Here is a 14,143-nt window from a genome sequence, read left to right on the forward strand (position 1 = left end):
TTATTTTTTTGATAAAAACCTATGCTTTTTCGACAAAACAACAAAAAAACTAGGTAGCAAATTTAATCTACTACCCAGTCTGTCTATTCTACTTTTAAAGTGTTTGCTTATAGTTGTCGAGATATTCTAAAGCTCTGTTCGCTTGAGCCTCATATCTTTCCTTTTTGTCTTTAATACGTTTTTCTAATGATGGTAATAAACCGAAGTTTGCATTCATTGGTTGGAAGTTTTTCTCGTTCTTAGCATGAGAAATATAATAAGCCATACTACCTATCATCGTTTCTCTTGGGAAAATGACTTCACCTTTACCTGCAAGTTTGTGAGCAAGGTTAATCCCAGCAACTAAACCACTTGCGGCACTCTCTACATAACCTTCTACACCAGTCATTTGACCTGCAAAGTACAAGTTTTCATGCCCTTCAAGTTCGTATTTTTCATTTAATACATCCGGTGAGTTAATAAATGTATTACGATGCATTACACCATATCTAACTATATCCACATTCTCTAATCCCGGGATAAGGCGAATAACTTCTTTTTGAGCTCCCCATTTTAAATGTGTTTGAAAGCCAACAATATTATAAAGTGTGCCAGCTGCATCATCTTGTCTTAATTGTACAACTGCATAAGGACGTTTACCTGTTTTAGGATCTTCTAATCCAACCGGTTTCATTGGACCAAATAACAACGTTTTACGTCCTCTTTCTGCCATAACTTCAAATGGCATACATCCTTCAAAATATTTTTCTTTTTCAAACTCATTGACTGGTGCTACTTCTGCTTCTAAAACAGCATCATAAAATCTATTAAATTCTTCTTCAGTCATAGGACAGTTTAAATATGCCGCTTCACCTTTGTCATAACGAGATTTAAGATACACTTTATTCATATCAATTGTTTCTTTTTCAACAATTGGAGCAGCAGCATCATAAAAATAAAGTTGATCTTTACCAGTAATATCAACAATTTCTTGCGCTAAATGTTCTGTAGTGAGTGGACCCGTAGCAATAATAGTATAACCTTCAGGTATACTATTAACCTCTTCATTTAAAACAGTAACATTCGGATGATTTCTGAGTGTATCAGTTATATAACCAGCAAAATCATGTCTATCTACTGCTAAAGCTCCTCCAGCAGGAACACGCGCCTTGTCTGCAGCTTGTATAATTAGAGAGTCTAGACGTCTCATTTCTTCTTTAAGTACACCAACCGCATTTGTAAGAGAATTCCCTCTCAATGAGTTTGAACATACAAGCTCAGCAAATTTATCAGTATGGTGTGCAGGTGTTTGTTTAACTGGTCGCATTTCAATTAAGTTAACTTTTATTCCACGTTGCGCTAATTGATACGCAGCTTCCGAACCAGCTAAACCAGCCCCAACGACATTAACCGTTTGAGTCATCATTTTCCTCCTAATTTTAAATTTATCTATTTTTGAACTTCTTCTTGATAGTCACAATTTGAACATACAACTTGACTACTTCTACCTTTTTTCTTATCAACTAAGTAATGGTTACATTTTGGACAATCTCTGCCAACTGGTTTGTCCCAAGAAATAAAGTCACAATCAGGATATCTGGAACAACCATAAAAGACTCTGTTCTTTTTGGATTTACGTTCTACAACGTCTCCTTCATTACATTTTGGACATTTCACGCCTATAGATTTAACAATAGCCTTTGTATTTCGGCAATCAGGGAAATTCGAACAAGCCATAAATTTACCATAGCGTCCCATTTTGATTACCATCGGAGCACCACATACTTCACAATCTTCTCCAGCAGGCTCATCTTTAATTTCTATTTTCTCCATTTCTTCTTCAGCGCGCTCAACATCTTGTTTGAAACTATTGTAGAAATCACCAACAACCTTACGCCAATTCATGTCGCCTTCCGCAATTTTATCTAGTAATGTTTCCATATTAACTGTAAACTCTACATCAATAATTTCTGGGAAGTATTCTTTCACTTGCTCATAAACGATTTCTCCTAACTCGGTAGGAACAAAACGTTTACTTTCTAATTTAACGTAATTTCGTTTTTGAATGGTATCTATTGTTGGTGCATAAGTAGAAGGTCTACCAATTTTCAACTCTTCTAAAGTTTTAACTAAACGTGCTTCAGTATAACGAGGAGGTGGTTGAGTAAAGTGTTGAGCAGGTTCGATTTGAGTAGCTGTAACTTTATCTCCTTCCTCAAGTTTCGGAAGTTTGTTCTCTTTCTCATTATCTTTGTCATCTTTAGCTTCCACGTACAACGTCATGAAACCTTTAAATTTAATAGTTTGTCCATTAGCTCTGAATTTAATGTCATTCTGAGTGACGTCTAACGCGATAGTATCTAGTATAGCTGGAGCCATTTGACTTGCTACAAATCGTTCCCATATCAATTTATACAAACGATGTTGATCTCTAGTCAAATATGGTTTCATATCATCTGGTGTTCTTAAAGCACTTGTAGGTCTAATTGCTTCGTGAGCATCTTGATCACCTTGTTTACCAGTTGCCTTACGTTTTGAAATATACTCTTTACCGTATTTATCAGTAATATAATTCTTCGCCTCAGCTTTTGCTGAGTCAGATATACGAGTAGAATCCGTACGCATATAAGTGATTAAACCAATAGTACCTTGACGTTTTAAATCAATACCTTCATATAATTGTTGTGCTAACATCATTGTTTTACGTGCTTTAAAGTTTAATTTACGTGCAGCTTCTTGTTGAAGCGTTGAAGTAGTAAATGGATTTGCTGGATTACGTGTTTTTTCTTTCTTATTTACATTCGTAATTTCGAATTGATCTCCATCCAGTGCTGCAGTAATCTTTTCAACATCTTCTTTTTTATTTAATTTATATGGCTTATTTTTATAATGAAGGAATTTGGCATTAAATTTAGATTTTTTATATCTGAATTCGCCTTCAATTGTCCAATATTCTTCAGGTTTGAAATTTCTAATTTCATTTTCTCGATCGATAACCAAACGAAGTGCTACTGATTGGACACGTCCTGCAGATAATCCCTTCTTCACTTTCTTCCATAGAACAGGAGAAATATTATAGCCTACTAATCTATCTAAAATACGACGGGCTTGTTGTGCATCCACGAGTTCCATTTCAATTTCTCTCGGATGTTTAAAACTATCTTTAACCGCATCTTTAGTAATTTCATTAAATACGACTCTGTTTTCTTTTGAATCTTCTAATTCTAAGATTTTTGATAAATGCCAGGCAATCGCTTCACCTTCACGGTCAGGGTCACTTGCAAGAAAAACTTTTTTTGCCTTCTTCGCATGTTTCTTTAAATCTTTGACGACCGGCCCTTTACCGCGAATTGTAATATATTTTGGTTCATAGTTATCTTCAGTGTCCACACCCATTTGACTTCTAGGTAAGTCACGAACGTGTCCCATTGAAGCAATAACTTTATATCTTTTTCCTAAATATTTTTCAATGGTTTTAGCTTTTGCAGGCGATTCAACTATGACTAAATTATCTGCCAAAGTGATTTCCCCCTTGCAAATTGAATTACTAAAGATAAATGATAAACGCTTAATTTTGTGTTTGTCAACGTTTTAATTTTTAATTTCCAATTTTGTTTGAAATATTATTAATTTTGTCACATAAATCTTTAACTAATTTAATACATGTCTACACTGATTAATCGCAAGTAACTCAATGTCTGTTTAGAATGTATAGTCTGTTAAAATGCTGCTTTCATCTAATACGACTTGAGCACCTTCTTCTAATCTAAGTAAATTTCCCTTTGTCATTTGATTAAACATGGATCCAGGTAACACATACACATTTCGATTTTGTTCTAAAGCACAATCAACAGTAATTTGACTGCCACTTTTTTCTTCAGCTTCCGTAATAAGTAAGCCACGTGAAAGCCCACTTATCAATCTATTTCTTTCTGGAAATTTATACTTACTGATTGCTGAATGAGGAGGATATTCACTTAATACTAATCCACTTTTTTCAATCTTATCTCTTAATTGATATGTGGATTGAGGATAGTGATAATCATGACCGAATCCCAGAACTCCTATGGTGGGTAAATGGTATTTGAGAGCGACTTGATGCGCTACACTATCTGCGCCGTATGCTAAACCAGAAATTATAGTCATTTGAATTTGTTGAAATGAAGGAAAAAGATACTCTAAAGCTTGTGTCGTATATGAAGTAGATTTACGAGAGCCGATTACAGCTAATGTATGAGGTTGATTAAACAATTGTTTGGTTCCTTTATAAAAAATTACGTATGGAAAATGATAGATTTCTTTGAGAAGTAAAGGATAATCTTTGTCATAGTAAGTCACATATTTTAGTTTTATACGTTTCATATAGTTGTATAAATACTCAGTTTTTAGCATTTTAAATTGATCAAGTTTTCTTTGCAATGCGTGGGAATTTTGTTTTAATACCCAATCTTTTATAATATCCATTCTTGTTTGTTCATTTTCCAAGGAAAAGTCAGGATAGAAATCAATGATTTGATGTACTTGCGTTGTAGTGAAATTAGCCCAATAAAGTTTTAATAAAGTGTGTTGAATCAATGGCATTACTCCTTTAAGAGTATTATAGCTGATGATTCAAGAATGTGTTGTTACTGTTTAAATACATTTAGCTCTTATTATTTAATGGAATTGTAAGGAGTAATTTTCAAATATGTTAATTTCTAATCAAATGACTTAAATTCTAGATGATAAGACGAGTTTCTACTATTATATATAGTCCTTATAACTTTTAAGATATGCCCATATAACTTAAAAAGCCCGAACCCTAATAAGAGTTCGAGCTATCAATCATAACTTTTTAGTTATTTATCAACTGTTAATAATTCATCATAGATTCCAGCTTTTTTAGCTGCTTCAATTAATGTTGTACCAATTTCTGATGGAGTATCTGCAGTTTCTACACCACAATCATTAAGTGTTTTAATTTTTTCATCTGCAGTACCTTTACCGCCAGAAATAATCGCACCAGCATGACCCATACGTTTACCTGGAGGTGCTGTTTGACCACCGATGAAGCCTACAACTGGTTTATTCATGTTTTCTTTAATCCATTGTGCAGCTTCTTCTTCAGCAGTACCGCCGATTTCACCAATCATAACTACTGCTTTAGTTTCAGGATCTTCATTAAATTCTTTTAATACATCGATAAAGTTAGTACCGTTAACTGGGTCACCACCGATACCAACAGCTGTTGTTTGACCGATACCTTCTTCAGTTAATTGATGTACTGCTTCATAAGTTAATGTACCTGAACGAGATACAACGCCTACGTGACCTTTTTTGTGGATGTAACCAGGCATGATACCGATTTTACATTCATCTGCTGTGATAACACCTGGGCAGTTTGGTCCTACTAGACGTGTTTTACGACCTTGTAAGTAACGTTTAACTTTAACCATGTCTACAACAGGAATATGTTCAGTAATACAAATTACCATATCTAAATCAGCTTCAGCTGCTTCTAAAATTGAGTCAGCAGCGAATGGTGCTGGAACATAAACTACAGATACGTTAGCGCCAGTTTCATTTTTAGCTTCTTGAACTGTATTATATACTGGAACACCTTCTACAACTTGTCCACCTTTACCAGGTGTTACCCCTGCGACAATTTGTGTTCCATAATCAAGCATTTGTTTTGTATGGAAAAGGGCAGTAGACCCTGTGATACCTTGTACCATTACTTTCGTATTTTTATCAATAAATACACTCATCTTAGTGCTCCCATCCTTTCCTTACGCTTCTTTGACAAGTTTAACAATTTTTTGTGCGCCTTCAGCCATTGTAGCTGCTGGTTCGATTGCTAAACCTGAATCGTTTAAGATTTCTTTACCACGTTCAACATTTGTTCCTTCTAAACGTACTACTAAAGGTAAAGTTAATTCTACTTCTTTAACTGCTGCTACGATACCTTCTGCGATAACGTCACATTTCATGATTCCACCAAAGATATTTACAAAGATACCTTTAACATTGTCATCACCTAAGATGATTTTAAATGCTTCAGTAACTTTTTCTTTAGTAGCACCGCCACCAACGTCTAAGAAGTTAGCTGGATTTCCACCAAAATGATTAATAGTATCCATTGTTGCCATAGCTAAACCTGCACCGTTAACCATACAACCAATGTCGCCATCTAAAGCGATATATGATAAATCATATTTAGATGCTTCAATTTCTTTTGGATCTTCTTCTTCTAAATCACGTAATTCAACGATATCTTTATGTCTGAATAAAGCGTTGTCGTCGAAGTTTAATTTAGCGTCTAGAGCTAATACTTGTCCATCACCAGTAGTTACTAGTGGGTTAATTTCTACGATAGAGCAATCTTTTTCGATGAACACATTGTATAGTGCGAGTAAGAATTTAGTTGCTTTACCAATAGATTCTTTAGGAATATTAATGTTGAAAGCAATACGACGTGCTTGATAAGGTGATAAACCTACAACTGGGTCGATTGTTTCTTTGAAGATTTTTTCAGGTGTGTTAGCTGCAACCTCTTCGATTTCAGTTCCACCTTCTTCAGATGCCATTAATGTAACTTTGTCTGTTGCACGATCAATTACAAAACCAACGTAATATTCTTTTTGAATATCGCAACCTTGTTCGATATATAAGCGTTTAACTTCTTTACCTTCAGGTCCTGTTTGGTGAGTAACTAATTGTTTCCCTAATAATTCGTTAGCGTAAGTTTCAACTTCAGATAGTGATTTAGCAATTTTTACACCGCCTGCTTTACCTCTACCCCCAGCGTGTATTTGTGCTTTAACCACATATACATCTGAATCTAATTCTTTCGCTTTTTCCACCGCTTCTTCAGCAGTGAATGCTACTCGTCCTTCTGGAACTGCTACGCCCATAGAACGAAATATTTCTTTACCTTGATACTCGTGGATATTCATCTTCCATCCTCCTGTTTCTTAGGTTAAGTTCCTTTTTAATTATAAAAAATGAAAGCGCTATTGTAAACTGAAAGACCATATTTTTTGCAATTAAATCAAAATTCAAATTATTTAAACAAAGATTTGATAGGTTCAAAGGATTTACGATGTTCATTTATTACACCATACGTGTCAATTGCTTCTAAATGTTGTTTTGTACCATAACCTACATTCTTCTCAAATCCATAATCCGGAAAATGGTTAGCCAATGCTTTCATGTAATCATCTCGATATTCTTTAGCCATAATACTTGCTGCAGCAATTGAAACACTTTTAGCATCACCTTTAATTATTGACGTTTGCGGAATATCATTATCAAGTTTCATTGCATCAATAAGCAAATGCGTAGGTTGTTCATCTAATTGAGCGATTGCACGTTGCATTGCTACTTGCGTCGCTCGATAAATATTTAATTCGTCAATCTCTTCTGAACTCGCAATTCCATATGCATAGCTTAAAACGCCAGCTTTTAAGTCATTGTTCAAGGCTACCCGCTGTTTTGCTGGCACCTTTTTCGAATCATTTAAACCTAAATAATGATGGTCTTTATTAAGAATTACAGCGCAGGCAACAACGGGACCAGCCAAAGGTCCCCGCCCCACTTCATCAATACCACAAATAAGTGCATTGCTATCATGATTTAAAATATTATTTTCATATTGAGTCATTTTTTTGTAATTTTCTTCAAGAGTTTGTTGTTTAATCAATTGCTTCTTGCGAGAATCTAAAGCTTTTTGTACACCTTTTCGGGAATCTTGATGTGCTGAATGTGCTTCTAATTCTTCTAAAGTATAAACTAAAGCAAGCTGTTCCTTTATTTCTTTAATTGTTTGAGTCATTGTCAACGTCACGCTTCATTTCTTTTAAAATATCGAAACAATAAGTTCCTATTTTAGCATTTCTCGTATCGTTAATAATTAATTCTATGACTGATTCATAGTCTACTTCATTCCCTTTTTGAAGAAGGCCTCTACGACGTCCAATTGCATCGAACCATTCTAATATTTCCGCTTCTTTATCAACGTCAATATTATAATGTTGCTTTAATCCCTCTAAATCATGCTCGATCATAAAATTTAGACCGTAAATCGCAACTTCATCCAAATGAACAATACTATCTTTAATTGCACCCGTTAAACTTAGTTTCTTCCCAACTTTTTCATCTTCAAATTTAGGCCATAATATACCTGGAGTGTCTAAGAGTTGGAGAGATTTACCAACTTTAATCCATTGTTGTTGCTTTGTAACACCAGGCTTATTACCTGTTTGTGCAATACTACGATTTGCCAATTTATTAATAAGTGTTGATTTACCAACGTTTGGAATCCCTACTATCATTGCACGAATTGCACGGGGTTTAAGTCCTTTTTCTTTTTCACGATCAAATTTTTCTTTCGTAGCTTTAATCGCTTCTGCTTCTACATTTTTTAAATTTTTACCGTGTTTAGCGTCTACAGCAACAGGATAAAACCCTTGATCTTTAAAATAACTTTCCCATTTCTCTAATTCTTTCAAGTTAGTCATATCTTTTTTATTTAAAATTACTACTCTCGGTTTTTGTTTTATGACTTCATCAATCATAGGATTTCGTGAACTATATGGTATACGTGCATCTACTAATTCAAATACAACATCTACTTTTTTTAATTGTTCACTTACCTCTCTTTTAGCTTTCGCCATGTGTCCTGGGTACCATTGAATTGCCATGTTTGTCACCTTACTTTCTAATTCTTCTTCAAATATGTAATTCATTTCAACTTAATAATTATACTTTAATTTCAACTCTCGAACCACTTTTAGTGTAACATGCGTTCTTCCCACTTTTTAAAATAAATTGCAATATCAATCAACCAAAATTTAAGGTTATGTTAAAAATGAAGAGTCTAAGATACAATCACTTTCATTCACTCAAACAATAACCTACAATTTAATTGAAGATTAAGAATAAATGTGTATTGGAAACATCGTATTTAGGAGAAAATAATGAAGAGAATTTTAAGCTATAGTATATTATTTATAATTTTATCTATTATTGGACATAGTTACATTATTTTCCGTTTTTATCATGACGGAATATTATCTACTGGACCCAATGATGGCATGGAACAAATGGTACCAATACAAATGTATCTGTTTAATCAATGGAGTCAAGGTAATATATTTTATTCTACTAATTTTGGCTTAGGTGGAGACTTTTTTACGGACTTAAGCTATTATTTTTCAACAAATATTTTATTTATTATTAATGTTTTAGTCATTCTCTTCTTAAAATTATTTATATCCCTTGATACACACCAAATTATGTTTTGGATGAACAATGCACTAATAATATCTGTAATTAAAGGTGCAATCGCTATGTATTGTACTTATCTTTATGGGAAACATATCACTAAACATAAAGTTTTAAGTATCTTTATTGCGTTTATATTTGTCGTTTCACCGCTTTACTTTAGATTCTCAGCCTACTGGCCATTCTTTAGTGATGTATTTATTTGGCTGCCATTATTTTTATACGCTATAGAACGTGTATTACAACAACGTAAACAAGGATTATTAATAGTCACAATTACACTCATCCTCGTTAATAATTTCTATTTCGCTTATTACTTTTTTATTATTGGCACAGTTTATTCGTTTATTCGAATTATCTTTCGACATCCTAATGATATTTCAACGCGCACACAAACTTTTCGGGTGTTACTAATATCTGCACTGCTCGCTTTAGGCAATAGTTTGTTTATATTCTTTCATGGGGTTCAAAGTTTTATGAATAATAGACGCGTCTCTTTTTCAGGTCATGTTCCTTTATTTGAAAAATTAAATATAAACACAAATATATTTTTCGATAATTATCTTATCGTTATACTTTTCATAACAATTCAAGGGATTTTAACATTTAGATTATATAGACATTTCTATTATCGTTTGTTTGCAATTATAACAGTCATCCTTATCATTTTTACATTTATACCTTTTATTGACCAAGTGTTTAATGGTTTTTCAGCACCACAAAAAAGATGGCATTTTATTTTAGCTTTTTCATCGTCCATCTTAGTTGGATTATTTATTAAATACTTTCGAACTGTCAGTATTAAATCATATATTCTAACAAGTTTGATATCTCAGTTTGTCATATATGTGAGCGCCTACTGCTATCATAAATATTTACCATGGTTAATTCTTGTTCCTATTGTTTCAATGATTGGATTGTTAATTTTACTTTTAAAGGAAAGAAAGGTACGCATTCAACTTACATACATTTATATGATTTCTATTATCGCGTTAAGTATGATGGTGAGCTTTGTTTTCATTAAAAATCAAATTTACTTTGAAGACCATCAAAATCGCGCAAATACATTTTATGCAAATTCTAGTCTATATAGTTCTGAATTACAGAGGGCTTTAGTAAAAGAAATGAAAGATAATAAAAAAGAAGATGAACGTATAGATTGGCGCGTAAACGAACAAGATAATACACCTATGTATCAAAATTTCAAAGGGTTGAGCCTTTACTCAAGTATATTTCATCATAATATTTTAGATTATTACTACGATAGTCTAAAAATTAACTTGGCTGAAGAATCGTTAAGTCGCTATCAATCAACGAATGGTAGACAAAATATTGATAGTTTATTCTCTATAAAATATCTTATGTTAAAAAATTACCAAAATAACGTACCTAGTTATTTCAAAAGGATTAAAACGAGTGGACAGTACAACATTTATGAAAATCAACTCAATTTACCAAGTGTAAAAGTGACAAATCGTCTTTATAATAGTAAAAATCTTAAAACGCCTCTTGATCGTGAGCATGCGATGCTTAAAGGTGCAGTCGTTGATTCAAAAGGTGAAAACTTTGAATCTCACACGCCAAATTTACTAAATGATGCACATATAACAACTAAAAATATAACTAAAGTGAGTCGCAACACCATTAAAGTAAATCGTGAGATGGGTTCAATCAATATTCATTTGCCTAAAAAGCTTCGTAAACAATATAAAGATTTCTATTTAACTGCTTATATTAAAAGAGGCAATCCAGATAGTAATTACACAGTAAATGTTAATCAGTACTTGAATAATCGTCTTTATAATGATTCCGTTTATCGAATTGGTGTGGATACTCAACTTTATAGAACGCAACCTGATAAAAACAGTGATATTAATATTCAATTATCTCCTAAAGGGGCATTTAACTTTAAACTGTTAAATCTAACTGGTGAAAATTATAAAACACTCAAAGACATACACCATAAAGCAAATTTCGATATGAATTATAAGGACATTAAAAATGGCATCAAAGTCCAACTCGGCAATCATCCTAAAGGGCTAGCTACGATTAATATTCCTTACCGAGATGGTATGCGTGCATATATCAATGGTCACAAAGTAGATGTCAAAAAAGTAAATTATATGATGACTGGTGTTCCAGTAAATAAAAATGATAAAACAATTATCATTAAATACGAGCCACCGTTTTTGAAAATAATGATATTCATTTCATTTATAAGTATCATTTTTAGTATGATATATGTAAGAAAATCGAATTCACCAAAAAGAAAGATGAGGATTCGCCGTGATTAAAAAATTATGGGAAACACCAATAAAACAATTTTGTTCAATATTAATACTCAGTTGTATACTTTCTCTTATACTATACCTACCATTTATTTATGAATATATAACTAAGGGCGTCATATTTAGTGGTAATGGTGATGGCTTTAGACAAATGATGCCCTTTCAAATGTATCTTTATGAACATTTCACTTCTCTTAAAGGCTTTTATGATGCATCTTTTGGTTTAGGTGGAGATTATGTTAAATCACTGGCATATTATTATTCCATGTCACCACTCATGTGGATTAATTTCGGATGTATTTGGGTGCTAGAACATTCATTACACCTTAATCCTCATGACATTAGTTTCTGGCCTACTAACCAACTCGTTATGGCATACATACGCACAGTTGTAGCACTTATTTTTAGTTTTTATTTATTTAATTATTTAAAATTCAAACCCACATCAATGTGTATTGCTACAATTCTATATGGTATGTCCACAGTTATGACTTATTATAATTTTACATGGTCATTTTACGGCAACTTACTGATTATGTTACCTATGTCAATTTGGGCTATGGAACGTTTCTTTAAAGAACGCAAAATAGGATGGTTTATTTTTGCGATTGCATATACTCTATTTACCAACTTCTATTTTAGTTATTACGAAGCGGTCGTATTAGGATTTTATTTCATTTATCGACTTATTGCAGTACATCCAAAAGATATTGTTAATCGTTGGCAGAAATTTTACATATTAGTTGTAGCTACTGTATTAAGTGTGTTAACAAGTATTTTTGGTTTATATACTGGCGTTTCTTCATTTTTAAATAATGATAGATCTCAGAATCCTAAATTTGGTATTACCTTTCTAACCAATTTATTTGAAAAAAATTACAATATATTTACTGATGGTTTCTACATCACCATTTCAATTATTACTATAATAGCTTTATTCTCATTTAAGTTATATCAACACTATTACTATAAACTCTTTGCAATAGCGACTTGGATCCTTTTAATCGGCTCTTTATCACAATGGTTTGATAGTGCTTTTAATGGCTTTTCATTACCGCAAAGACGATGGGTTTACTTTTTAGCATTATCATCAGGCGCTTTAATTGCACTTTTCATACAACATTTAAGCGAATTATCTATTAAAAAATATTTAATCATAGCCCTACCATTGTTTATTTATAGTTGCATTTACATAATTATTACTGAGCGTTCGGTCAACTGGATGTATATCGCACTAATGATAATGATACTTCTTGGATTATTAATTAAACGAAAATCTTTATTAAGGAGAAAATCTATTTCAATAATATTAGTGCTATTATTTTTAGCACAACAAATTACCATGGTACATGATGCTAAAAAAATAACTATTGAACCTTATCAATCAGAGTTTAAAACAATTAGTGATTCATCATATAGAAGTAAAGTATTGAATCGTAAAATTAATCAAATGACAAAAAGTAGTCATGACCCTTCAAAAAGATTAGATTACTTTTCATATTATGCTTTGAATTCCCCGTTTATTTATCACTACAACGGAACATCTTTATATTCAAGCATATTTGACGGTAGTATTTTAAATTATTACGATAACACGATGCAAATCAATATGCCTGCTGATAAAAACAGTACGTATCGTTATTTAGGTAATCGAGCTAATTTAATGGCATTATGGGACGTACAAGATAGACTTAGACATCCTAATGATTTAAATATGCCTTTTGGCTTTAAAAAGAAAGCGCTTATCAAAGATGGGAAAGATCAATGGATTCATTCAAAGAATACAATTCAATATCCTAGCGCTCACATAACCAATAAAATTTATAATGCTAATGATTTAAAATCACCATTAGACAGAGAACAAGCCATGCTTCAAGGTGTGGTATTCAATAATAATAAGCGCGCAAATACCACGTTTAGTCCTAACAAAAATCTATTAAATGATGCTCAACTACAACTCAAAGATTCCAAATGGGAGAAGAAAAATCAGCTAAACGTAGATAAAAATAATGGTGGCGTTCAACTCATTTTGCCTCAATCCTTAACTAAAAAATATAAAGACATGTATATCGAAATGGATGTTGAACTACTCACTCCTGATAAAGAACATAGTATCGGTGTAAATGAATATACACAAAATAGAAATGCACTTTCATATAAATATCGACGCTTCATCACACCTGTAACAATGCGGGTTAAAGCTTCAGACAAACTTAACATTCATATGTCTAAAGGCATTTACAGATTTAAAGTTAAAGGTATTTATGGTGAAAATTATCAAACGCTTAGAAAGGCCTCACATGATTTAAAACGTGTTAAGGTGAAAAAAGAAAGAAATGGCTATACGATGACTAAAAATAAAAATGATAGTGGATATATCGTTCTTCCGATTGCTTACGCAAAAGGTATGAAAGCGAAAGCAGGAAATCAATCTATAACGGTAAAACAAGCGAACGGTATCATGACTGCTATTCCAGCTAAAGCTGGTCAATCAACAATAAGATTGACTTACACACCGCCACATTTTTATTTATTAATTATCTTAAGCATAATTGGAATTCTATTAAGTATCATTTTTGCTCGAATAATAAAGAAAGATAAAATTTAATAAT

The 14,143-nt window shown here is 32.5% G+C and carries 9 protein-coding genes; 2 read left to right on the forward strand and 7 right to left on the reverse strand.

The window, feature by feature from the left end; all coding sequences use genetic code 11:
* Window positions 1–94: 94 nt before the first annotated feature.
* From trmFO to ylqF, 7 genes are all read right to left on the reverse strand, one after another.
* Complete coding sequence (trmFO, locus tag JMUB898_RS08135) at window positions 95–1,402, reverse strand: FADH(2)-oxidizing methylenetetrahydrofolate--tRNA-(uracil(54)-C(5))-methyltransferase TrmFO (RefSeq protein ID WP_037541403.1); 1,308 nt, start codon at window positions 1,400–1,402, stop codon at window positions 95–97.
* Window positions 1,403–1,428: 26 nt separating this feature from the next.
* Window positions 1,429–3,504 carry a type I DNA topoisomerase gene (topA, locus tag JMUB898_RS08140; RefSeq protein ID WP_167495587.1) on the reverse strand — a complete coding sequence of 692 codons (2,076 nt, stop codon included), beginning with the start codon at window positions 3,502–3,504 and terminating at the stop codon, window positions 1,429–1,431.
* A gap of 177 nt (window positions 3,505–3,681) precedes the next feature.
* Window positions 3,682–4,554, reverse strand: coding sequence for a DNA-processing protein DprA (gene dprA, locus JMUB898_RS08145; RefSeq protein WP_037541402.1), 873 nt, complete (start codon window positions 4,552–4,554; stop codon window positions 3,682–3,684).
* 263 nt (window positions 4,555–4,817) lie between these two features.
* A complete protein-coding gene (gene sucD / locus JMUB898_RS08150; protein ID WP_002442537.1) occupies window positions 4,818–5,726 on the reverse strand; it encodes a succinate--CoA ligase subunit alpha in 909 nt (302 codons plus the stop codon).
* A gap of 21 nt (window positions 5,727–5,747) precedes the next feature.
* Window positions 5,748–6,914: an ADP-forming succinate--CoA ligase subunit beta gene (gene sucC, locus JMUB898_RS08155; protein ID WP_002442536.1), complete on the reverse strand. Its 1,167-nt coding sequence runs from the start codon at window positions 6,912–6,914 to the stop codon at window positions 5,748–5,750.
* 107 nt (window positions 6,915–7,021) lie between these two features.
* On the reverse strand, window positions 7,022–7,792 hold the full coding sequence (locus JMUB898_RS08160) for a ribonuclease HII (protein ID WP_002442534.1): 771 nt from the start codon (window positions 7,790–7,792) through the stop codon (window positions 7,022–7,024).
* The gene (ylqF, locus tag JMUB898_RS08165) at window positions 7,776–8,660 is read right to left on the reverse strand and encodes a ribosome biogenesis GTPase YlqF (RefSeq protein ID WP_037541400.1); all 885 of its coding nucleotides are present in this window, start codon (window positions 8,658–8,660) and stop codon (window positions 7,776–7,778) included. The genes JMUB898_RS08160 and ylqF overlap by 17 nt, the downstream gene beginning before the upstream one ends.
* Window positions 8,661–8,936: 276 nt before the next feature.
* Between ylqF and JMUB898_RS08170 the strand changes: the two genes are divergently transcribed.
* Complete coding sequence (locus JMUB898_RS08170; RefSeq protein WP_002442530.1) at window positions 8,937–11,537, forward strand: YfhO family protein; 2,601 nt, start codon at window positions 8,937–8,939, stop codon at window positions 11,535–11,537.
* A complete protein-coding gene (locus tag JMUB898_RS08175; RefSeq protein ID WP_002442528.1) occupies window positions 11,530–14,139 on the forward strand; it encodes a YfhO family protein in 2,610 nt (869 codons plus the stop codon). Before JMUB898_RS08170 ends, JMUB898_RS08175 begins: the two co-directional genes overlap by 8 nt.
* Window positions 14,140–14,143: the final 4 nt, after the last annotated feature.

It is taken from the genome of Staphylococcus caprae (genome assembly GCF_003966625.1).
In the GTDB taxonomy this organism is placed as follows: domain Bacteria; phylum Bacillota; class Bacilli; order Staphylococcales; family Staphylococcaceae; genus Staphylococcus; species Staphylococcus caprae.

Coding starts and splice junctions, on each gene's coding strand:
- JMUB898_RS08170 (WP_002442530.1), top strand. CDS start 8,937: ATGAAGAGAATTTTAAGCTATAGTATATTATTTATAATTTTATCTATT.
- sucD (WP_002442537.1), bottom strand. CDS start 5,726: ATGAGTGTATTTATTGATAAAAATACGAAAGTAATGGTACAAGGTATC.
- trmFO (WP_037541403.1), bottom strand. CDS start 1,402: ATGACTCAAACGGTTAATGTCGTTGGGGCTGGTTTAGCTGGTTCGGAA.
- ylqF (WP_037541400.1), bottom strand. CDS start 8,660: ATGGCAATTCAATGGTACCCAGGACACATGGCGAAAGCTAAAAGAGAG.
- JMUB898_RS08160 (WP_002442534.1), bottom strand. CDS start 7,792: ATGACTCAAACAATTAAAGAAATAAAGGAACAGCTTGCTTTAGTTTAT.
- sucC (WP_002442536.1), bottom strand. CDS start 6,914: ATGAATATCCACGAGTATCAAGGTAAAGAAATATTTCGTTCTATGGGC.